The 20,455-nt window shown below is 70.0% G+C and carries 19 protein-coding genes and 1 pseudogene; 10 read left to right on the top strand and 10 right to left on the bottom strand.

Features of this window, described 5'->3' with window-relative positions; genetic code table 11:
* Positions 1 to 454: pseudogene (locus ACWGJB_RS38210) on the bottom strand (hypothetical protein); the annotation flags it as partial.
* Positions 455 to 1,255: 801 nt separating this feature from the next.
* Here ACWGJB_RS38210 and ACWGJB_RS38215 point away from each other — a divergent pair.
* Both ACWGJB_RS38215 and ACWGJB_RS38220 read left to right on the top strand, forming a co-directional pair.
* Positions 1,256 to 3,874 carry a hypothetical protein gene (locus ACWGJB_RS38215; protein ID WP_453384712.1) on the top strand — a complete coding sequence of 873 codons (2,619 nt, stop codon included), beginning with the start codon at positions 1,256 to 1,258 and terminating at the stop codon, positions 3,872 to 3,874.
* The gene (locus ACWGJB_RS38220; RefSeq protein ID WP_453384649.1) at positions 3,871 to 4,704 is read left to right on the top strand and encodes a DUF721 domain-containing protein; all 834 of its coding nucleotides are present in this window, start codon (positions 3,871 to 3,873) and stop codon (positions 4,702 to 4,704) included. The genes ACWGJB_RS38215 and ACWGJB_RS38220 overlap by 4 nt, the downstream gene beginning before the upstream one ends.
* On the opposite strand, the gene ACWGJB_RS38225 is transcribed toward ACWGJB_RS38220, so the two are convergent.
* The 3 genes from ACWGJB_RS38225 to ACWGJB_RS38235 all read right to left on the bottom strand — a co-directional run bounded on the left by ACWGJB_RS38225 (position 4,701) and on the right by ACWGJB_RS38235 (position 6,502).
* On the bottom strand, positions 4,701 to 5,501 hold the full coding sequence (locus tag ACWGJB_RS38225) for a GNAT family N-acetyltransferase (RefSeq protein ID WP_453384650.1): 801 nt from the start codon (positions 5,499 to 5,501) through the stop codon (positions 4,701 to 4,703). The two genes, ACWGJB_RS38220 and ACWGJB_RS38225, sit on opposite strands and share 4 nt — an antisense overlap.
* A gap of 239 nt (positions 5,502 to 5,740) precedes the next feature.
* Positions 5,741 to 6,187, bottom strand: coding sequence for a hypothetical protein (locus ACWGJB_RS38230; RefSeq protein WP_450283945.1), 447 nt, complete (start codon positions 6,185 to 6,187; stop codon positions 5,741 to 5,743).
* A 132-nt stretch (positions 6,188 to 6,319) separates the two neighbouring features.
* Entirely contained in the window at positions 6,320 to 6,502 is a 183-nt protein-coding gene (locus tag ACWGJB_RS38235; RefSeq protein ID WP_453384651.1) for a hypothetical protein, read from the bottom strand.
* A gap of 129 nt (positions 6,503 to 6,631) precedes the next feature.
* Here ACWGJB_RS38235 and ACWGJB_RS38240 point away from each other — a divergent pair, with 129 nt between their 5' ends.
* The 4 genes from ACWGJB_RS38240 (at position 6,632) to ACWGJB_RS38255 (ending at position 9,143) form a co-directional block, all read left to right on the top strand.
* A complete protein-coding gene (locus ACWGJB_RS38240; RefSeq protein ID WP_058928871.1) occupies positions 6,632 to 6,919 on the top strand; it encodes a hypothetical protein in 288 nt (95 codons plus the stop codon).
* Positions 6,920 to 7,155: 236 nt separating this feature from the next.
* Complete coding sequence (locus ACWGJB_RS38245) at positions 7,156 to 8,061, top strand: hypothetical protein (RefSeq protein WP_450283943.1); 906 nt, start codon at positions 7,156 to 7,158, stop codon at positions 8,059 to 8,061.
* A 117-nt stretch (positions 8,062 to 8,178) separates the two neighbouring features.
* Entirely contained in the window at positions 8,179 to 8,568 is a 390-nt protein-coding gene (locus tag ACWGJB_RS38250) for a hypothetical protein (RefSeq protein ID WP_391600859.1), read from the top strand.
* Positions 8,569 to 8,840: 272 nt separating this feature from the next.
* On the top strand, positions 8,841 to 9,143 hold the full coding sequence (locus tag ACWGJB_RS38255; RefSeq protein WP_453384652.1) for a hypothetical protein: 303 nt from the start codon (positions 8,841 to 8,843) through the stop codon (positions 9,141 to 9,143).
* A 73-nt stretch (positions 9,144 to 9,216) separates the two neighbouring features.
* Here the strand turns inward: ACWGJB_RS38255 and ACWGJB_RS38260 are convergent, their stop codons facing one another.
* Positions 9,217 to 11,910 carry an ATP/GTP-binding protein gene (locus ACWGJB_RS38260; RefSeq protein WP_453384653.1) on the bottom strand — a complete coding sequence of 898 codons (2,694 nt, stop codon included), beginning with the start codon at positions 11,908 to 11,910 and terminating at the stop codon, positions 9,217 to 9,219.
* A 178-nt stretch (positions 11,911 to 12,088) separates the two neighbouring features.
* Here ACWGJB_RS38260 and ACWGJB_RS38265 point away from each other — a divergent pair, with 178 nt between their 5' ends.
* Both ACWGJB_RS38265 and ACWGJB_RS38270 read left to right on the top strand, forming a co-directional pair.
* A complete protein-coding gene (locus ACWGJB_RS38265; protein WP_453384654.1) occupies positions 12,089 to 12,415 on the top strand; it encodes a hypothetical protein in 327 nt (108 codons plus the stop codon).
* A 66-nt stretch (positions 12,416 to 12,481) separates the two neighbouring features.
* Positions 12,482 to 12,799 carry a hypothetical protein gene (locus ACWGJB_RS38270; RefSeq protein WP_453384655.1) on the top strand — a complete coding sequence of 106 codons (318 nt, stop codon included), beginning with the start codon at positions 12,482 to 12,484 and terminating at the stop codon, positions 12,797 to 12,799.
* A 51-nt stretch (positions 12,800 to 12,850) separates the two neighbouring features.
* Here ACWGJB_RS38270 and ACWGJB_RS38275 read toward each other — a convergent pair whose 3' ends face one another.
* The 5 genes from ACWGJB_RS38275 to ACWGJB_RS38295 all read right to left on the bottom strand — a co-directional run bounded on the left by ACWGJB_RS38275 (position 12,851) and on the right by ACWGJB_RS38295 (position 18,042).
* A complete protein-coding gene (locus ACWGJB_RS38275) occupies positions 12,851 to 13,189 on the bottom strand; it encodes a hypothetical protein (protein ID WP_453384656.1) in 339 nt (112 codons plus the stop codon).
* A 64-nt stretch (positions 13,190 to 13,253) separates the two neighbouring features.
* Positions 13,254 to 15,059 (bottom strand): zeta toxin family protein, encoded by a 1,806-nt coding sequence (locus tag ACWGJB_RS38280; RefSeq protein ID WP_453384657.1) that lies wholly within the window; start codon positions 15,057 to 15,059, stop codon positions 13,254 to 13,256.
* Between the two features lie 137 nt (positions 15,060 to 15,196).
* Entirely contained in the window at positions 15,197 to 15,628 is a 432-nt protein-coding gene (locus tag ACWGJB_RS38285; protein WP_453384713.1) for a DUF4357 domain-containing protein, read from the bottom strand.
* Positions 15,629 to 16,017: 389 nt separating this feature from the next.
* Positions 16,018 to 16,968 (bottom strand): hypothetical protein, encoded by a 951-nt coding sequence (locus ACWGJB_RS38290; protein ID WP_453384658.1) that lies wholly within the window; start codon positions 16,966 to 16,968, stop codon positions 16,018 to 16,020.
* Positions 16,969 to 17,337: 369 nt separating this feature from the next.
* On the bottom strand, positions 17,338 to 18,042 hold the full coding sequence (locus tag ACWGJB_RS38295; protein ID WP_453384659.1) for a GNAT family N-acetyltransferase: 705 nt from the start codon (positions 18,040 to 18,042) through the stop codon (positions 17,338 to 17,340).
* A 394-nt stretch (positions 18,043 to 18,436) separates the two neighbouring features.
* Between ACWGJB_RS38295 and ACWGJB_RS38300 the strand changes: the two genes are divergently transcribed.
* The gene (locus ACWGJB_RS38300; RefSeq protein ID WP_453384660.1) at positions 18,437 to 19,801 is read left to right on the top strand and encodes a hypothetical protein; all 1,365 of its coding nucleotides are present in this window, start codon (positions 18,437 to 18,439) and stop codon (positions 19,799 to 19,801) included.
* Positions 19,802 to 19,897: 96 nt separating this feature from the next.
* On the top strand, positions 19,898 to 20,323 hold the full coding sequence (locus ACWGJB_RS38305) for a hypothetical protein (RefSeq protein ID WP_453384661.1): 426 nt from the start codon (positions 19,898 to 19,900) through the stop codon (positions 20,321 to 20,323).
* The last annotated feature ends 132 nt before the right edge of the window (positions 20,324 to 20,455 follow it).

A 20,455-nucleotide genomic window follows, 5' to 3' on the forward strand; every position in this document is an offset into this window, starting at 1 on the left:
GGCTCTTGCAGTCGACGACGGGGACGAGGCCGAGATTGTGGGTGAAGAGCAGGACGGGCTTTTGCGCGACCAGCGAGCGGAGTTCGAGGCGGGCAACGGGTCCGAGGACGTGGACACGGCTGCCGAGCCGCTTGGGCCTTCCGATGACGACGAGGCCGTCGAGCTGGTCCACGAGCGTGTCCCAAGCGTAGGGCCGTCCCTCGAAGGCGGAACCGTAGTGGAGGAGCTCGACGCCGTCGGGCAGGTCCTCGGTGATGCGCTTGAGCCAGCGCTGCCAGTTAGCGTCGTTAGTGGTCTTGGGCGCGGCGCTGACGTAGACGCGGACCGGATCGCCGGTGCGACGCTCTGCGGCGAGGCGGTGCATGGCCGCGATGTAGCGGCGCTGCTGCTCAGGGCGGGCGAAGGTCTCCACGTCGAGGGGATCGTCATGCCTGGGCTTCTGCGTCGCGTGCATACCGCTCATCATGCCCGGGCTGTGGCCCGAGTGTGGAATGGGGCAGGTGACCGAGTGCTCTGGCGCTCCGTCAGGAGGTGCCGCCCTGTTGGCGACACGAGCGGTACCGGGGTGTCGCTGGGCGATCTCAGAGGGGTACCGTGTCCCCTGAATAAGATCCATATGGACATGGTTAAGCCCCGCGAGGTGGTGCTCCGGGGCACGGCCGCAGACCTATCTAGGGAAGGTCTCGACATGGAGCAGGGTACCCGTACCCTCCGACAGACACACTCCAAGGCACCTGCCGTAGCAGCGATGGCGCGTACGTCGCTCCGGTCTCGTGTCTTCTCTGTCTTCCCGCACCGGTCCGCGTGCGGGCACACCTCCGCCCCGGAAGGGGGCGAGATGGTGTAGTCGCGATTGGCGGCGCCCGCTCAGCGGGTCTTCGAGCCGCCGGGACGCCCGGCCACCCAGGTGATTAGCGGTCACCTCGGCTACAGCGTCCCATCTGCCACCGGGTGGGCTTAGCGGGCCCTCCCGAAGGATCTGCTCTTCCGGTTAGCAGCCGGCCGAACAGTTCGATCTCTGGTTCTCGGCGAACCAAGCGCCAAAGGCGCCTTTTTCATGCCCACCTCGATATCGAAGCGAGGCAGGATCCATGTTGCAGCATCGTGCTGCCCTTTGTCAGCCCATCCATGCCCGATTGGCGCATTTTGCGCCGTCTATCGGGTCACAGTTTCTTCTTGAGCGACCCATTCCGCCATTCCAGCGGACTAGCACGGCGCCCCGAGCGCAGTTCTCTGGGACATCCAAGTGAGCGGCATGGCAGCGTCGGCTGCGATGGTGTCGGAACTCGGCGATGAAGTCGTGGTCGATGCTCCGGTGCTTCCCCGGCAGCGCGATGTGCTGCGGTCGGTGCCGGCCTGGGATCGTCCTGGCGGCGAGGCTCTGGACGAGGCGTTGCGGCTGGGTCGGGGTATGCGGCTGCGGTTGCTGGCCGCGGTCCGGGCGCTGCTGGCGGATGATTCGCTGGCCGGGCTTGGGGATGCGGCGCGGTTGACCACGGTGGTGCTGTTTGCGAAGTCGCGGGCACCGGAGGGGCGTAAGGACGATCTGCAGTCGTACATCTGGGGTGCGGAGCTGGGTCGGTGGCTGGGGATGACGGCGTCGACGGTTCATCACGACGTGCTGCCGGTTCTGCGGCAGAGGAACGCGCTGCACACCCGGATGGTCATCAACGATGAGGGGCACCCGGTCGGGCTGGACTGTCTGGTCATGCCCTTGTGGCGGGCGCACCAGGGCGGGGGAGCAGCGCACCCTCTGGCGCTGAACAAGGCTGAGCTGGCGGTGCTGCTGCGTCTGATCGAAGCGTTGTTCGGGCCGGGGTGGGCGCCGGAGGACAAGGAGCCGACGCCGCCCGGGCTGCTGGCCGGCCGCTCGGGCAAGGGCGCGGCGACGGACCGGCTCGGGCTGTTGCTGATGGTGCTGAACACCCGGGCGTCGGGCTGGCTGCAGCTGTGCGGTGGCTCGGTGCGCAAGAAGGAGGGGCGCGGGGCGGCGACGCTGTCCCGGCTGCTGGGCTGCTCGCCGTCCGGGGCGCGGAAGGTGCTGGCCCGGCTGACGGAGGCCGGTGTCGTTGCGCGGCAGCGCAAGGCGACGGTGACACGGATGAATGGCCGTGGCCGGGTCATGCTGCTGCCGGTCGCCCGTGCGTACGGCCGTGTTCTGGCCCCTGTGGAGCCGGTTTGGGGCTCTGACTCGGTGTCTTCGCAGCGTCCCGATGGTGCAGTCGGAGATCTTGCTCCCGGCCAGGGTGCCGGTGGCCTTGATACGTCTGGGGTTTGTGGTGCTGAGGCGGCCGTGGAAGCGGGAGACCGGGAGCGTCCCGATGGTGCAGAGTTCCACACAGACCACGCTTCTGTGGTTACTCCCGTTTCTTCTCCTCCGCTCTCTGGTGGTTTTTCCGGCGAAGGCCGTGGGGGTGAAGGCCGTCGGCCGGAGCGCGTGTGCGTGCGCGAGGACCAGGCCGTGGGCGGCGGGGCCGCCGCCGAGCCTGCGTCGCCGGTGGCGGAGGTCGGCCCGCTCCGCGGGGAAAAACCTGGCAAGTCCGCGGTCGATGAGCAGGGTGGTCAGCGTGCTGCCGGGACCAAGGCCGGTGGTCGGCTCGAGACCGTGGCGGGCGGAAAGACGCGGCAGCAGGGGAGGGCGGACCTTCCTGAGGATCTTGGTCTGCGGGTTGTTCTGGGGCCGGTGGCGTGGCTGTGGGCGGGGCTGAACCGCTGGCAGCAGGACCAGGTCGTGAAGGCTGTGAATGCCGAGCTGGAGCGGCTGAAGAACCTGATGATGCAGCCGGAGGGCGCGCCTCGGCTGCTGGCCGACCGGCTCGCCGACCGGCTGGAGGAGACCGGTGGTGAGGCGCGGGTGAGCAGCCCGTTCGGCTGGATCACCCGGCGGGGCCTGGTGCAGCGGCCGGCCTGCTCGGACGTGCGCTGCGACGACGGGATCCGGCTGGATACCGGCGGCGACTGCGCCAACTGCGGCAACGTGATTCACATCCGCCGTGCCCGCCGCCTGCGGATCGCAGCCGACATCGACCGGGAGTTGCCCGGGGTCGGTGTGGCGGAGCGGCGCCAGGTCCTCGAGGAGCGGCTGCGTGAGTACGCCGTGGCGGAGGCGGAGGACTTCGTGTGGCGCCGTGAGCAGGCCCGCGCGGAGCAGGCCCGGCGGGAGAAGGCCCGTGCGGCTGCCCGGGAGCGGGGGGAGCGTGAGCGTCGGGAGGCGGCGGCCGCCGACGCAGTGCGCCAGGCACTGGCGTGCGAGGACTGCGGGCAGCAGCGGTCGGCCGGGCTGTGCGAGGCGTGCGGTTACCGGCGCCGGACCGAGGCAGCGATCGTGGAGGCCGGGCTGGTCGCGGCCACCTGGGCGGCCGACCTGGACGACGTCGGCGACGTCGCCGCGGTGGCTGCACACGTCCGGGCAACCCTGGAAGCCGACATCGAGACCACCCACCGGCAGTTCCTTCAGCTGATGGAGCCGGGCGAGCTGGAGGCGAACCCCACCGCTGCGGCGTCCGTGCTCGCCTTCAACGCCCTCCAGGCCGTGCAGCAGGCGCTGCCGGAGTACCGCAGCAGCGCCCTCGGGCGGTTGGGCAGCACCGAGGAGGCCGACGCGGAAGCCCGCCGGGCATACAAGACCGAGCAGAACCGCAGGTGGTTCCGCGCGAACCCGAACGGCGCGGACGCGGTCGCCGCCGCGACGAAGGCCGCCGACGCCGCCCGGGAGCGCACTGCCGAGTACCTGCTGGCGACGCGGTTGGAGCAGCTGCGCAAGCGTACGGCGGCCCGTACCGAGACGGTCGCGCCTGCGCCGTGGTCGGCCCGGCTGACGGAGCTCGCAGCACGGCCCCTCGATGGCGACCAGGCCGGGGCGGCGATCGCGTGAGCAGCGAGCTGAGCGGGGTCGACCTCGCTCGCCAGGCCCTGGCCGCGGCCCGGGAGGCGGCGAAGAAGAACGGCGGCACCCAGAAGGCGAAGCCGAAGCGGTCCCGGACGCAGGTGGTACGGCGCAACGGCCGCGAGCCGCTCGGGCTCGGCACGGCGATCACCATGATGATGACCGAGCGCGGCATGGTCGCCCCGGCCGCCGGCGGTAGCCTCCTCGCGCAGTTCGGCGACATCCTCGCCGCGGCCGCGCCCGAACTCGCTGGCCACGTCCAGGCCGTGGCATTCGACGCGGACATCGGCCGCCTGGACGTCGCCCCCGAAGCCCCCGCGTACGGCACGAAGCTGCGCTGGAGCGCACCCAAGCTGATCACGGCGGCCAACGCGAAGGTGCCCGACGCGAACGTGCGCACCCTGCACGTCCTGCCGCCCACCCCCGGGAAGGCCAGCCCCGCCAAGGCGGCCGCCGCGGCAGGGCCGCAGCCGACCATGCCCGCCATGCCCGCCATGCCATCGCCGCGCCCTGCCCCGCCGGACGGCTACCACCGGGCGATCGAGGCGCACCGCCAGGCCGCACCGCCGTCCCGCGTGGACCCGGCCATCGCCCAGGCGGTGGAGCGGCAGACCGCCGCGCTGCGGGCGCTGTCCCGCCGCGCGTTTCCCGAGCCCGACACCGTCGCAGACGATGCGCCGGCCCTGATCGAGCAGGCCCGCGCACAGCGCCGCCGCCAGGTCGCGGCGACCGAGGCCGCCGCCCTGCGCCGGGCACGAGCGGAGAAGGCCGGTCACCAGCCCCGCTCAGTTGAAGGTGCCAGCAGCAGGGCCAGCTAGCGCTGGGGGCTGATGCCCTGGCCAGCCCGGGTCGTCAATGCGCCGAAGTGTTCGGGAGGGGCTGGTCGCCCCCAGTGCCGTGGGCGCCAGCGGGTGAACATGCACTGGTCGGCTCCTGCACCGAGACGGAAGGGCAGGGCTACGCGGTCGAGGGGGAACATCTCGCCGGGTGCGTGGACGGTGTAACCGCAGCGGATGTAGAAGGCGCCGAGGTCCCGGTGTGCCTCGTACGAGCCGTACAGCAGGAAGTAGCCGAGCTGCTGGTGGACTTGCCAGGCCCGCTTGAGCAAGGCGCCCGCGATGCCCTGCCCTCGGGCGTTCTCGGCAACCGCCAGGCCATGGATCTTGGCGATGAACAGGCTCAGAGCCAGGGCCTTCTCGGCGGTGTAGCCGTTGTTCATGGCCATGTCGATGACGGTTCCCGGGGCGGTGGCAGACAGCACGCCGACGGTGCGGTCCTGCTCGTCAGCGGCGACCAGCGTCAGGCAGACGGTGGTCATGGCCTCGTTCATGGGCCGGGACGTGAAGGCGTGAGCGGCGGCGTCGTGGTACGCCTTCGGGCCGGCCAGTCCGGCGAGCATGGCGGAGGCGGCGGAGCCGTCCTCGATGGCGGCGCGCAGGACGGGGAGGATCCTGACTCCGTCGCCGGTGGTGGCCATCAGCGCGTCGGCGGCGTCGAGGTCCTGGCCCTGGGCCAGACGGATGCGGGTCCCGGCCGGGCCCTGCCAGCCTGCGCGGACACGGTCGGCGGACAGGGGCGGTGCCTGCTTTGTCTTCTTCGCCGAGCGTTTGCCCATAAACGAGTCCCCCTGAGTGGTCGTGATGCCGTTAACGGCCGTGTTCTGGCCGCTTGTTGGGCTGATCTTGTCCCGGCGGGCGTTCGGCGGAGCGCCGATTTCCGGTCGGACATTCAGCGGGAGTTGTGGCGTCATCCGTCGTTGGTGAACCGGAGCTGGCCGAACCAGGCCCGGAAGGCTTAGACGGCCCCGCTCGTCAGGCGATTCCAGGGCGGGGCCGTCGGCGCTTCGGGTGGCCTTTACCGCATCGCTGCGTACTCCTGCGGTGCCGTGCGGAGGATGTCGAGCATCTGAGCCTCCGTCAGCTTCCGGAAGGCCACCGCGGACGCGTTCGCGATCTTTCGAAACAGGACGTCGGCAGGGATCGGCGGCAGGTCACCGAAGAGAGGGTGATGGTCTGATCCGGCGCCTTCGCTGAACTCGCGGTGCAGCAGCCACACCGCCTCAGCGAACATGGGGTAACTGGTCTCGTGCTTGCTCCACAGGCAGCGCAGCGCGTCGCCGCCGAAGTCCCGGTTGATGAATCCCCAGACGTACGCCATCTCGGCCGTCTTATCCGGGAACTTGTCGTCGTTCAGATACCGGACCCAGTCGTTCAGGATGTCCCAGCGCAGCGCGCTGACGATCACCCCGGTCGGTGCCTCACTCAGCCGTAAGTCGGTGGCGAACTCATCATTGAAGGTCATCTGGCGACGGTAGCGAGAAGCAGCGCCGGCCCGCCACGGCGCCCGCTCGCCACCATGATCGGAGTCGCGTGACGCGGAATCCCTGGCTGGCCACCGGGACGTCAGGCAGCGTTTCCGGGCCTCGCAGCCGCGTCAGGCAGGTTCGTGAGCGCCACCAGGCCCCTCGAAATCGACGCCGACGGCGACGAGGGCGGCGCGTACGCGGCCGATGTCGGCGAGCATGGCAGCGTCGGCCAGTGCCGGGGCCGCTGCGGCCGGAGGCGGAACGGGGGAAGCCGCCGGGCAGGGACGGCGGCGACAGAGCTTGTCGAACATTTCTCCGATCATGCCGGGGTGTTCGCGCTCGGGCCACCGTGCGAGGTGCTGACCTGGTGTGATGGTGCCCACTGATGGACTGGCGGGCGGCCGGCACCAGCGCCGGTCCGCATCTGCCAGGATGGGGGGATGGCGGGAGAGACAAAGACGCACGACGAACGGCTCCGGGACCTGGAGGCGTCGGCGTTCCGAACGGGGCGCACCCTGGCCGAGCACGGCGAGCAGCTCGGAGAGATCCGCGAGCAGCAGACCACGGCGTTCGGGAACATCGACTCACTCGCCAACGCCATCGGCGCGCCGGGAGATCGCACGATCACGCAACGGTTGGATGGCCTCGATCAACGGCTGGAGGGTATGGAGCGCGTTCTGTTCGCTCTGGCCCGGGCCCAGGGCATTGACCCCGACACTCTGGCGTGAGCAGGCCAGGGCCTCCGTCTCCAGTCGAGATCAGCGGGCAGTGGCCATGGCGTGCCTCCGCTGGTGGACGGCGCGTCGCCGGTCATCTCTCCCTTGCTTGGCCCAGTCCGTATGGCGGCTCCGGTGTCACGCCGGCTGAACTCCACCTGAATCCCCAGGCGCATTCTGGCTCTGCTGGAACGGCTGCGGTCCCGAACAGGAGCGCTTGACGGTCCAGCGGCCCTATCGTCTCGGCCATGGATTCAGAGCAGTTGAAAAGTTCATCTCAAAGATGGATGAATGCGGCGCTGGCAGCCTTCGTCGAGGGGACTGAAAGCTACGACTTCGCCGTTCACCACGCCGGCGTCGCTACAGAGCATCTGCTCAAGGCCTACCTCGCTGGAATCCACCCGGCTCTGATCGTCGACGGCCGGCACTTCGACTCGTTGCTCCATGCCACGGGCCTGGGCTCCCACGCGGCTCCTCTGACCAAGGTCAAGACCATCGGCCTCGCTGAAGCCCATGAGCGGGTGCTGAGGCTCCTTCCCAGGAAGATCCCGATCGACAAGAAGGCCCTCGAGCCCCTGGCGGACGCCCGCAATGGGGTTGCCCACAGCGCGATACACGACGCCGCACAAGCTGAAGCGGTATTCACGGTCTGCTTGCGCCTCGTCGACCCGGTTCTCGAAGAACTGAAAGTCGATCCGAACGGCTACTGGGGCCCCTACCGGGTCCTGCACGACAAGCTGGTCGATGAGCAGGTGCGACAAGAGCGCGTCGCGGCGGAAGCTTTGCTCGTCAAGGCACGCTCACTGTTCGAACAGCGCTTCGGGCATATGTCCCGCAAAGAGCGTGATGTGGTTTTGGCCGCAATCACCAGTCAGCCGCTGATCACCATGAGCCGGGAAGCACCGAAACAGTGCCCGGCCTGCGGTTCTCAGGGGTGGGTGGCCGGTCTAGTGAACGTCCAGGGCATCGCCGGCCAGGAAGGGGTCTACCTCGTCCCTTACGGATTCCACTGCGCGGCATGCGACCTCGAAGTGAGCAGCAAGCTTCTCTTTCACCTCGGCGACCTGGACGAGGACGTTCTCTTGGACGACGACCCCTACGACTACGTCGGGGACGGACCGCCGGTTGACGAAGACGTCTACAGAGGCCGATGAGCCAGCTCTCCTCGGACGCCCGCTCCATCTGCCTCGACCGTCCTCGAGTAATCGAAACCACGACGTGGGACACCACGAGTGGCATCAACTGCCGTGCTGCGTGGGCAAGATGAGCGCATGACCTTCGACTGGAAGATTCCCCCGTGGCAGCGGAACGAGGACTGCACGCACATGGCCGTGATGCTCACCAGCGCCGGTGGTGGGCAAGTCGCCCTCACCACGGAAAGCGTCCGCGGTGACAACGCCACCGAGGCCCTCGCCGACCTGCTCATGGGTCCAGGCGGCGCAGGCGGCGCGGTGCTGCTGCCCAGCCTCATCGCCGTGGTGGTCCGGCGCGGCATCGACGTCATGTGGATGGCCCAGCCGCCCATCCAAGTGGCGGCAGCAGGCGAGGGTGAGTGGAACATCGCCGTCGAAGGCGCGGAACAGAACGACGTCACCGCGTTCTCCGCGAAGGACACACGCGACCTCCTCGCCCGGCTGCAGGCTGCCTACAGCGCCGGGTAGACCGGTCGCCTCAGAGACGTCCTCAGGCTCGCGTCCGCGATTCGCGGGCGCGAGCCCGTTCCATGAGCCTCACAGGCCCCGAACCGTTGATCACCTTGGACAGAGCGTGAGCAGCCGGCTGGCCGGAACCTCGACGACTGCCGGGCGGCGGCAGGCTGCGGCCGGATGCGCTGGCACACGATCGGCTTCCCCTGATGGACGATGGGTCCTGCTATGAGGGACCACACTGAAGCCGTGACCGGCACCATGCCACCGCTTCCCGCTGGGCTCATGTGGCCGAGCGTCTGCCCGCTCGCCTCGAGGAGCTGTCCGGTCCCGCGACCGGGACGGTCGAGCTGCCGTTGCATCTGGCCTGGTCGGGGCTGAGGCGCTTCGAGGTCAGTGACGAGAAGCTGCTGCTGGGCCTGTACCGCATCGTGCTCACGAACGGTCTACGCGAGGACCTCACCGGCTACCTCAACGCCGATCTGCTCGTGAGGCACTGGCCACTCCTGCGGATCGCCCTGGGCAAGCCGGTGCGCACCTGCTGGGAGCAGCGTTTCCCAGAGCTGGTGGCGGCCGCCGCTGCGGCATGAGACTTCCAGACGACCTCGGGCTGCGCCTTGCGGAGCCGTACACCGAGGACGAGGACGGCGGCTGAACCGGCTGTTACTGAGTGCCGTGCAGGCGCTGTTGGCGGGCGGTGACGAGGGCGCGCCAGCGGGTACGGACGGTGGGTTCATCGTCGAGCCAGCGTATGGCGGGCCCGGCGGGCTGTGGCAGGTCTCCCATGGCGGCTGCGATGTGGCGGTAGTAGGCGAAGTCGCCGTTCGCGGTCGCCTCGTGCAGACGGTCGAGGGTGGCCGCCAGGTCGTCCTGTGCGCCGCGTACAGCGTGGTGGAAGGCGAGGGCGGTTTCCAGGAGCGGGGTGAGGAAGGCGAGGCCGGCGACGGTGATCTCGGTGCGCAGCACGGTGGCGCGGTCGGTTACGTCGCGGTCGGTGCCGGCGTCGCGTACGAGGCCGACGACGTGGGCGAGGAGGGTGGTGGCGCGCTGGTCGAGGTGGGCCAGGAGCTGGTGGGCGAGGGCGAGTTCGTCGTCGGCACGGGCCGGGCTGGCGAAGGCGGTGACCAGGGCGATGTGGGTCTGGGCGATGGCCCGCTCGCCCGGGGCGTCGTGCTGTTCGGCTTCGGTCCGTGCGGCTTCGAAGGCGGCGGTGGCGCGGTCGATGTCGCCGTGGGGCCAGCGGATGTGGCCGAGGACGCGGTGGTGGCGGCCTTTCCAGCCCAGGGTGGGGACGGCGGCGAGGGCGGTGGGGAAGTCGCCGCGGATGCGGGCGAGGTTGGCCAGGCCGCGGCGGGCGCGCACGGCGAGCCGGCCGCCGGCGTCGGCGACCTGGCGCATACCGTCCGCGGCGGCGTCGGTGCGGCCGAGGTCCTTGTGGGCTTTGGCCCGGTAGTACAGGGCGAGTTCGGCAAGTTCGCCGGAGAGCAGGCCGGTGCCCAGGACGGCGGTGAGGCGCTCTGCGGTGCGTTCGCGGTGTTCGTGCTGGCGGCGGCCGATGGCGACGAGGAGTTCGGCCAGAGCGTCGGCGGGCGTGTCCGGGCCCCGATGCGGGCCGGTTCCAGCGGAGACCAGAGCGTGGGTGGGCGGGGCGAGGGGTTCCCACACGGAGTCGTCGGTGTAGGCGAAGGCGGCGTCGGTGAGCCAGCTGAGGTCATCCAGCCGGTGGTCGCGGGCCAGGCGCAGGCCCTGGCGCAGGCACGCGACGAGGAGAGTCCGGCCGGGGACGTCGGCGCGGCCGTCCTGCCTCTGCTGACCCAGGGCGGCGAGAGCGCGTTCGGCGGCCCGGTGCCAGTCGGCGGAGGTCCAGCGGTCCTCGGTGTGGTCGTCGGCGGTGCGCAGTGCGGTGCGGATGGCCCCGTGGAGGTGGTAGGGCCAGATCGCGTAGGGGTCTTCGGTGATCATGGGCCGTTCGATGAGCCTGCGGGCCGCTGCTTGGTGGGTGAGGCCTGCGGCGTGGGTGGCCAGGTCCAGGTCGAAGGCATCGAGCAGGCTGGCGCTGCGCAGGACGTGGCGCTCGTCGGCGGTGAGGTCGGAGAGGGTGCGGGCGATGAGCGCGGGGAAGGTGTGGTCGAAGTCGGCCGGGGTGGGGGTGCGGCCGGTGCGGCGGATCTCCAGGAAGCGGGCGACGGCCAGGTCGAGGTGGAGCGGCAGGCCGTGCGAGCGCTGGGTGATGACGGCGCGGATGTCAGGGCTGATCAGCGGCTGGCCGTCCTGGGTGAGGCGGTGGGCGAGGTAGGTGTCGCAGTCCTGTTCGGAGAAGTCCCCGATCAGGTGCTGGCGGGCGCCGCCCTGTCCGGCGGCGCGTGCCGGCTGCCCCGCTTGGGGGGTCAGGCCGGGCCAGGCGGCGGGGCCGGTGTAGTCAAGCTGGCCCTGGAGGGCAGTATCGGCCCACTGCAGACGGTTGCGGCCGCTGATGACGAAGAAGCAGTTCGGCATGAGCCACACGAGGCGTTGCAGGAGCCGTTCGGTGTCGCGGTGGCGGTCGCTGGTGTCCTCGAAGGTGTCCAGCAGGAGGACCGGCACGGCCGCCTTCTTCGCGGGCAGGCGGCTGATCTCCCACGCCAGCAGGTGCGGGTAGAAGGAGAGTGCCTCCAGGTCAGGTTCGGCCTCGAGCAGGGCGGCGGTGCGGGCGCAGCCGGCGAGGGCCCGCGCCCGTTCGCGGCGCTCACGCAGGGCCTGTACGAGCGCAGTGGTGACCTGCCCGGCCGCCGAGCCCACCAGGCCGGGCAGTTGCAGGGCGCCGATGGCCTCGCTGACCGCGGCCTGCAGCTGCCCGGGCAGCATCTGTCCGAACTTCCCCACCAGGCCGGTGCGCCGGACGTACTCCTCCAGCGGCTCACCGGGGTGCTGGGCATCCCAGTAGCGGCGCAGCGCGAGGTCGAAGCTCGGCAGAGGGCGCCCGACGGTGGCAGCCAGGGCCAGACGGATCGTCAGCACGACGCGCTCGAAGTCCGAACCGGTCGATGCCGAGCGGGCCAGGTCGATGCGGATGGGCAGGATCTTCTCACCCGCCCAGGCGGGGGCACCCCAGTGCACGGGACGCTGGTCAGCTGCGGTGAGCGAGGCTTCGAGTTTGCGCAGCAGGGTCGACTTGCCGACGCCGCCCACCCCGTGAAACACGATCACGTTGTTGCGAGGGGCTTCGAGGTCCTCAACGTTGAAGGCCGGAGCGGCGATGTGCCGCAGGTGCTCCTCGATGGCGGTGGCGACGAGATCCCACTGGTCTTGGCGGTTGGTGAACGCCTCGTTGCTGCCCACGGGGTCATTGGAGCTGAACAGCGCACGAAGGTCGGTCATGTGGTGTGTCCCCCCGATGTGATCACCTGCGGTCCCAATTTATGCTGCGGGCGGTGGTCGGCGGCAGCCCCGGCGGGATATGCAGGCTGAGAGGAGCCGGTGATGGACTGGTTCCCGCCCACGCCGGACAATGATCTTTTCGCCGTCCGGTTCTCAACGCGCCTCGAGGTGGTTCTCCGTGCACGACCCCGCATCGTCCTCCCCGGAACCGCCACGTTCACCATCGTCGGGACCGGCTTGGGACCCGGACGGCGGCGACGCCGGGTATGAGATGGCGCACGAGATCGTGGGGAACGTCATCGCCTGGTACAGCCGGCAGCTCCTCCTCGCGCGGCGCTCCGGGAACGAGCAGCGCCTGGAGGAACTGAAGGCGCGGCGTCAGGAGTGCGTGGAGGACCAGAACCGGCTGAGGACGGCTGGGCCTGAGGAGATCGCGCGCATCGCCGCCGTCTATGCCGCACGCCTGAAGGAGTTGGAAGCCAGCGAGGCGCAGCACGAGTCGTAGCTGCGGCGCCACCGTGCCTGTCACGCCCGGGCACCTGCCCGAACCGCCAGGTTAGAGTCTGCCGTCATGACCGCAGTCCCGTTCCCTTTTGCTGCCGCCCCGGACGGGTGGCGAGTGGCGATCAAATGCCCCGACGGCGGCGTGATTCTGGTGATGCCAATCGTCGGCTGGGCCACCCCCGTCGACGGCATGCGGCGAACCGATGCCCAACTGGCCGTCGAGCCCGTCATCCTCTTCGACAACGTGGACGAGCCGCTGATCACCACTCTCGCCGACACGCTCAACGATTGGACCGACGGCGAAACACTGCACCAGATCATCGCGCCAGGCTTCGAAGTCCGCGAAGTGCCAGACGGCTGGTCAGTGCGCGAATACGGGGACTGACCACGCGAACGCCCGCCCCGGGGTGGGGCGCGCGCTGGATGACGGGCGGCGTCAGTGAAGTCCGCGACGGTGAGCTTCCCGACGGATCCACGCCGCTTGGCGGCCGACCCGCTCCGCCCGCTCACGTGCCTCGCCGACCAGATGATCCGGAATCGACCTTGGTTTGCCGTTCGGCTCAAGCAGCAGATCCGCTTTGTGGGTCAGAGGCAGCATGTCAGCGCTGGCGTAGCAGTCCGTCCAGCCGATGCTGTGGCCTGACGGTGGGCATACCCGGTCGGCGTGAGCGGTGACCAGTAGGTGGTGGGCGGGCTCGCCGCCGAGATCCGTCTCGTGCGGTTCTGGCAGAAGGCGAGCGATGAAGTTCGCGGCGTTGACGCGGCCTATGGGCACGAGTCCTCCTGGACTCTCCAGCGGTCGCACCCCGACCGCATAGGCCCCGCGCCTACCGATCAAGCTACAGCATGGCGCTGACGGGCATGGGGAGCGCGGCCACGGGGGCATGCGCGTCGAGCTGATGCGGCTGCAGGGCCGGGGGCATTAACGGGCATGCCAGGCGTCCGATCGCGATGAGTTCGTCGCGGTACTGCGGCATCGCGGAACGCAGCCAGCGCTGGGCGGCACAGAACCGCGCGGCTTCCTCGGTGGTGTAGGGGCGGGACTGCTCCGCGACCAGGGCGAAGGCGGCGGCGGGGCGCCGTGCCCACCGTCCCTGGGTGATTTGTTCGTTGCGGTAGAGGACGTGGGCGTCCCGCCGCATCACCGTGACCGAGTCGACCACGGACAGCTGCTCGGCAGCCGCCACCACCTCGGGGAGGACGGCGAAGTGAGTGTCGTGCCCGGCGGCGGTGGTGAACCGTGCGGGCACGCCTCGCTGGCTCACCGTGGCGTAGCGGACGGCCGTGCCCTGCCGGGAATCGGCTGCGCGCACGGCCAGGACCAGCAGCTCCACCCGGTATCCGGCCTGCCGGTACAGGGACGCGCTGGTGACGAAGGCGGCGGCGTTTTCCGGGGTGATCTCGATGACCACGTCCCCGCGCCGCTCGCGCACGTACGCTTCGGCCTGAGCCTGCCAGGCTCGGTAGTCGGCGCGGATCCGCGCGGAGGCCGTGCGCGGCTCCTCACGCAAGAGCTGCAGGTAGTCCGGGTGGGAGAATTTGAAGTCGTCACCCGTGATGTGGGCGGGGCCGTCGCGCAGGGTGCGTCGGACCATTTGAGCGGCCCGGGTCTTGCCGGCGCCGGGCTGGCCCATCACGTACACCGCGACGGGTCTGTCCTGCGGTGTGACCTGTCCCAGCAGTGGAACGATCAACTCGTCGAAGATCCAGCGGTGTTCCTCTGCGGAGAGCCGGTGGTAGTCGACCCCGGGAGGCTCCCGGCGGGGCTGGGCGGTGCGTCGGACTGGCTCGGCCAGGGCAGCGGCGCGTTCGGCGTCGCGGCGGACCGCCAGCGTCCAGTCCTCCGGCAGTCGGGGGTCGGTCAGGCGCCGGTCGGCGTCGGCGAGCTGACGGCGGAACCGGCCCGTCTCCCTGGCGTCCCACGGGCGCTTGCGCTCAGCGAGCACCGCGCGTGCTGCGCCCGCCGGGCGGCACCATTGCCCGGACGCAAGTTCGTTGTCGTACACGGCCTCCAGCGCCGTCTCCGTGGAGCGCCGGACGACGAAGACCCGGTCCGCCAGGTGCGCGGCCTCCACCATGCCGAGGGTCTCGACCAGGGCGGCAGCGCACTGGTCGTGATTGTCCCAGGAGACGTACCTAGCCCGGCCCTCCCGGGCGAGGCGCAGGTACCGGTCCAAAATGCCGAGCTGGCTGACCGCCTCGGGCACGGCCAGGGCCACCAGCTCGACGCGGTAGCCCGCCTGCCGGTATGCGGCCATCCCGGCCAGGAACTCTTGGGGGTTGGCTAAAGGCGCCTCCACCACCGCGTCATACCGGCCGGCTCGCACCTGAGCCTCCACTTCGGCCTGCCACTGGTAGGTCTCGGCCCGCACCCGCACCCCAGCGGTCCGCACGTCTTCGCTGAGCAGTGCTGCGTAGTGGGGGTGGATGTTCTTGTAGGCGTCGCGGTCCACCCGCACCGCACCGCCTCGCCGCTCCAGCGCGGCGTGCACCAGGTCGACGACCAGCGTCTTGCCGCTGCCTGCCTGCCCGGCGACGAACACCACCACCGGGCGCACCGGTTCCGGCTGCGGCACTGCGCCGCCCAGGACGCTGGGCAGGACGGTTCCGGTCAGGACCTCCTCGGACCAATCACCGGCCGGCACTGCGACACCAGCCGCAGCCGGGCCCGTGCCCGGCGGCTGTGCCAGCGGCGACGCGGGACGGGGGCGGTGCGGCGCACTCACGTACTCCTCCACGAACGAACTGGTGACAAGCGGTGTAGGGGAGCCCTGGCTCCGGCCTAGGCCCGAGCCGTCGATGAGTCCTGCTGCAGCTGCTGGCGCAGCGCATCGAGGGCGCGGCCGTCCGCGGTCCGCCACAACACCCACCCGTTCGACGCCGTGCCGGTGACCGCTGAGGCCGCCTTCGACGGCGAGGTGTACGGCACCGCCTGCCCTTCGACGATCAGCCGCCCGTCAGCGGTCACCGTCGCCACGGCCTCCCGGCCCGCCCGCCGCTGCTGGAAGGACAGCGTGTCCCCGGCCTGCAGCAGCCCCTTCAACAGCAGCTCAGCCAGCGGGCCCTGCGGGGCCACGGCACGCCCGGGACCGGAGGCATCACCCTCTGGGGCCCCGTGGGGCGCGAGGTCGAGAGACAGGGTGATGTGAACGGTCTCTTCCGGCCCCGCGGCGGCCAAGCGGGCGATCAGGGACGAGTCGAAGTGCAGGCTCACGGTGGGCAACGCGGGTCTCCTCTGAACGACGCGACACGACCACTAACCACTCTACTGTAAAGCGCTCAGCAGTACTCAATTTTTGAGTGGTGAGGAGAAGTCGTCAGGCCTGCAGTGCGCCGGCGTCTCCACCTACGGCGCCACCGTGGAATGCGTTGCCCCCAGTGACCAGGTCTTGCGCGGCCCACGCGAACGCGGCATCGGAGAGACCTGCCTATGGGGCACCGGCGCGTACGCCTGTGTCCACGTCACGGTCGCTGGCACCCGGCCCGCACCGCCGCGAGTCCGAAGGTTGTGCCCTAGACCGGCGAGACGCGCAGGGGCCGGTGGGTGCCTGCCTGGCAAGCAGGCACCCGCCGGTAGTTCGTCATGGGTGGCCCTAAATCGCCCTACCGGGCGGGTTCTTCTGCCGGCCGCCGACTAGCCGGGCGTTCGGTCGTGGCCGACTCCGGGGAGGAACTGGGAGCAGGCGGAACGCAGTTCGCTGAGCAGAACCGTGGCGGAACACCCGGGTCCCAGCTGTAGGCGTTGAGGCGGCCGCCGCAGGTCACACAGGCGCCGAAAACCTTCCAAAGGCGCCGTGCTTCGGCACGCGCCACGTTGTGCAGGCGAAGACGCTCCCGTTCGATCGCGTGCTGCATGGCCAGTGTCTCCTCTTCACTCCAGAACATGTCATCGAGCGCATCGGGGGCTACGAAGAGGGAATCGAGCAGAGCCTTGCTGACGCGCTCATAGGTGCCGTTTGCGGTGGCGGCCTTGATGAGGAGGTCTGCTTCCGCGCTGCCTTCGAGACGGTCCACGTCACGGCCGGCGTCCGGTTTGAAGCTGTACGCCCATTCCTCGGTGATGGAGACCAGGGCGTCGCCGCTGCAGTCCGGGAGGTGGCTGGAACAGTGGAGGAAGGCCCAGCCGGGCTGGTCGTTCCGGCAGGCGGATGTCTGGCACAGCTCCCTGACCATGTCTTGCGTGAGGATGAGCTGGAAGCGGCGGTTGCCGCAGACGACGACTGCCTCTTCCAGAGGACTCATGGACTCCAGCGTGAGACGTGCGGAGCGTCCCTCTTGCGCTAGTGAGCCCGCGAGTTCCAGAACGGTGCCGTAAGGCACGGCACCGCCGAGCAGCCGGGAGTGGAACACCTCCGGCGCGAGTTCGGAGTCGTAGCCCCAGTCGACGTCTGCCGGGGCAACGGTGGCGCACTCGGTCAGCAGCTGGGAGAGCAGGAAGCCGTTTGGCTCCCGGTCGGTCGCGGCAGCCATCTCGCGGGCGACCTGGGTGTAGCGGCGGCCTGTTTGAACCTGCATCTCGCGGATCGCGGCCTTGCGCTTCTTGTCCCTCGTCATGCCAGTCCTTCCGCAGCATGCCCACGCCCATGCCGCAGCAGGAGTCATCACGTTCAACGAGAGATTGCTGCGCGAGTCTGAGACCCTTGTCCGCTTGCCGGGCGCGTGGGTGCGGTTCCGGCCGGGATCTGACATGGCCTGGCATGCGCGTGCCGCACCATCGGCGGCAGCGTAGCGCATACGACGCACGAAGGAGCAGCCAACGCCCTGGGCTCAAACGGCTCCTCGCCCACACCCTGCACCCGCTGCCCGGACATCGTTGGACGTCGCCACCCATTCGAAGAAGCAGGAATCACGCAGTGGACGCAACGCGGGCGTCATGGTCCGCGGTCGGACCTGCAAGTACTTGGGGCAGAGGCTGGCTGTGGGCTATGCACCCCGGGGAACGAACAGGCCGCGGCCAGGCAGGAATTGGGTGCCTTCCCGAATGTGGGTACGGGAGACCAGGCCGGAGACCATCGGTTCGGGATAGCCGGGGATCATGCGCAGCCGGACGTTGCCATCCAGCGGCTTGAAGGAATGGATCATGCCGGTGTGGGCGGGCTGGGCGATCAGCGGCCCGGGAGTGTGGATGACGAGCTGGGCGCCGTGGGCGTACCCGAGGCGGGCGTAGAACTCGGTCAGATCCGGCCTGTGGTCCAGGGTGATGAGCCCGTAGCCCTGGCGGGAGAGGTAGCGCTCGGCTTCGGCGATGAGGGCGCGGGCGATGCCCTGTGCGCGGTAGGGCTCGTCGACGGCGACTCCGTGAACGGTGCCGAGCCGGTTGATCAGGGCGGCTTGGTTGTGCTCGCCGGTGACGCCCGGATGGTTGACGATCCAGTCCGGCGGCGAGGCGGTCAGCGCGCCGGCGATGGCACCGTCCTGGTGCTGAGCAACCAGGAGAAGGGCGCGGCCGTGGGAGAGGGGGCCCTGGGGGCCTCGTAACAGGACGGTGCGCGAGCTCTCGAAGGGTGCGGGGTCGTCGGGATCGGCGAGGGCGAGTATGCGCATCATGACGTCCTCGTCCGAGAAACGGGCCGAGCGGACACGGAACGGCTTCTGCTGGGCGAGGGGCTTCTTGTTCCGCTTGGCCACCGGGGCCTCCTCCAGGACACGTGCAACGGGTGCCCGCGAATTCTGCGGGGCGCTGATGTTGCTACCCAGGTCGCACCGGGGGCGATGCGGCCGCTGGCCGCATGGACAGCTGATCGGCTGGAGCGGAAGGCCCGCAGGGGAGTCCGGTCGGGCGGAGGCGGGCTGCGCGTTTCCGGCCAGAGAGCACAGCCCCGGGAAAAGGAACGGGTAGCGGGCCGACATGTCGCAGACCAGCGGTGCTGCGCCTCTGCACAGCCTTCTTCCCCGCGCCGTGGTGTCCGGCGCGGTGCGGCAACTTCCCGCCAATCCCGCCTACTTGGTTTAGCTGCAGACAAGAAAGCGGTACGCTGTAGATATCTACAGCGCTACAGCGGGAAAGGACACAACACACCTCGTGTACACGCTGCGCCCCCTGGCCAACGGCCTGCGAACCGACCACCCCGTCCCCGACCTGCCGTTCGTCGACGACTCCCACATCCCCCTCGACGACCCCCGCGAGCTCGAAGCCGTCGGCCGCAAGCGCGGCGACGGCATGTGGGGCCGCTACGACCTCGAGCGCACCGCCGGCGGATGGCGCGCCTACACCACCGACCCCCAGCGCAACGAGTTCGCCTGGTGCGTGCGCTACCACCCCGACCACGGCCGGACGGTCCTGCTCGTGCGCGACGACGACGCCAACGAGCTGCACGCCGCATGGCACGGCGGCCCGCTGCTGTTCCGGGCCGGCGGCTACTGGTGGGACGGAGCCACCTGGTACCGGCCCGGCCAGATCTGGGACGCGGCCGACGAGGACTTCGTCCGTACCCCGGTCCCGGCCGCGATCACCGTCACCGCCGACCAGCTCCTGAACGACGGCGCCCACCCGAACGCCAGCCACCTTCTGAACGTCACCTCCTTCGACCCGGACGCAGCGCTCGCCGGACAGTGGAGCTACCACCTCGCACTGTGGGCAAAGCACCGCACCGACCGCGACGGCGCCTTCCCGACCGGGCAGTGCGTGGTCCAGCTCTCCGCTCCCGAACTCGCCGCCGACCAACTGCTGGGCGTCACCGAGTTCGCGGGCCTGGCCGGCATCGCCGCCTCCACCCTGCGCTCGTACGCCTCCCGCGGCGAAGGCAACGTCCCCCTGCCCCAGGCCACCGTCAGCGGACGCAGCGCCTGGTCCCGCCCGGTCGCCCAGGACTGGGTCACCCAGCGCAGCCGGGAGAACGTCGCAGCCGCCGTGGCCGGACCCGACCCCGACGCACTCCCCGCTGGCGTAAGCGACCTGCGGGAACGCCTCACCGCCAAGTTCCAATCCCTGCTCTGGGGCCGCCCGCAGACCCGCAAGCGCTGGGTACTGCGCCACCGCAACGAGCCGGACGTACGCGGGATCTCCGACGAACTCGCCCTCAGCGTTGCCATGCGCCTGGACGACATCATCCCCACCGACCACCTCGCCGCCACCATCCGTCACGCCGTCCTCGATGAACTGACGGAACAGCACGGCTGGGACAGCGACGAAGGCGACGACCGCACGCACTTCTACGCCCTGACCACCCCCGTCGCCAAGACCCTGGACTGGCTCATCCGCCACCACCCCGACTACGGCCAGTACGCCATCGGCGACATCGTCCGCGAGGCCCAGAGCCGTCTCGACATCCCCCGCGACGCCGTCGCCGACACGCTGCTGCGGTCGCTGTCGATGGACGGCAAGCTCGACAGCGCCAGCCTCAACGCGTATCTCGACCTGGCCCTGCCCCCGGAGAAGACCGGCTGACGCGGCAGCGTCGGCAAACGGCGGCCGCCCGTACGACTGCCGTGCCCGCCGGCCCGCACAGCGAGTCCACCACCCACGACTGACAAGGAGGCCCCCGTGCTTGACCGGTTCGCCATCGACGACGGCCGACACCTGCCGGAGATCGTCATCGACGAGGACGCATCCGCCGTCGCAGGCGAGGCCCGCTTCCGGGCCGATTGCTCCTGCGGCCGGATGCCCCGGCCGCCTGCAGGCACCCGCGACCAGGCCCTCTCCGCCCACATCGCCCACGTCAACACCCGCATCGGCCCCTCCAAGGGACCGGCCTGGCTCCCCCTCGAAGCCCGCCTGGCCCTGCTCTTCCTGGGCTGCCTGGCTCTCTGTGCCGGGTTCTTCGTCGGCTCCATCGAACTGGCCGACGCGGCGCACTTGACCAGCTCCGCCGCCGCCGGCGCACGGGCCGGGGGAGCCCTGGCCGGGTTCGCGGCCGCCGGGTGCCTGATGGTCGCCGTCCGGCGCTATATCGCACCGACCCGTGCCTGAATCCGCACCACGCGACCCGGGGGGGGGGGGCGCCCCCCCGGGGGGGGCGGGGCGCAGGGCGACGAGAGTGGTGGATCGGACGGCGGGAACAGAGTCATGTGTAAGAGAGGAGAGATAAGGAGCAAACTCTCG

The sequence above is a fragment of the Streptomyces sp. NPDC054813 genome (assembly GCF_053611365.1).

Bases quoted from the DNA above. Each gene is read 5' to 3' on its own strand.
- ACWGJB_RS38270 (WP_453384655.1), top strand. From the start codon at position 12,482: ATGACCGCAGTCCCGTTCCCTTTTGCTGCCGCCCCGGACGGGTGGCGA.
- ACWGJB_RS38240 (WP_058928871.1), top strand. From the start codon at position 6,632: ATGGCGGGAGAGACAAAGACGCACGACGAACGGCTCCGGGACCTGGAG.
- ACWGJB_RS38290 (WP_453384658.1), bottom strand. From the start codon at position 16,968: ATGACGAGGGACAAGAAGCGCAAGGCCGCGATCCGCGAGATGCAGGTT.
- ACWGJB_RS38235 (WP_453384651.1), bottom strand. From the start codon at position 6,502: ATGTTCGACAAGCTCTGTCGCCGCCGTCCCTGCCCGGCGGCTTCCCCC.
- ACWGJB_RS38245 (WP_450283943.1), top strand. From the start codon at position 7,156: ATGGATTCAGAGCAGTTGAAAAGTTCATCTCAAAGATGGATGAATGCG.
- ACWGJB_RS38250 (WP_391600859.1), top strand. From the start codon at position 8,179: ATGACCTTCGACTGGAAGATTCCCCCGTGGCAGCGGAACGAGGACTGC.
- ACWGJB_RS38225 (WP_453384650.1), bottom strand. From the start codon at position 5,501: ATGGGCAAACGCTCGGCGAAGAAGACAAAGCAGGCACCGCCCCTGTCC.
- ACWGJB_RS38230 (WP_450283945.1), bottom strand. From the start codon at position 6,187: ATGACCTTCAATGATGAGTTCGCCACCGACTTACGGCTGAGTGAGGCA.
- ACWGJB_RS38215 (WP_453384712.1), top strand. From the start codon at position 1,256: ATGGCAGCGTCGGCTGCGATGGTGTCGGAACTCGGCGATGAAGTCGTG.
- ACWGJB_RS38260 (WP_453384653.1), bottom strand. From the start codon at position 11,910: ATGACCGACCTTCGTGCGCTGTTCAGCTCCAATGACCCCGTGGGCAGC.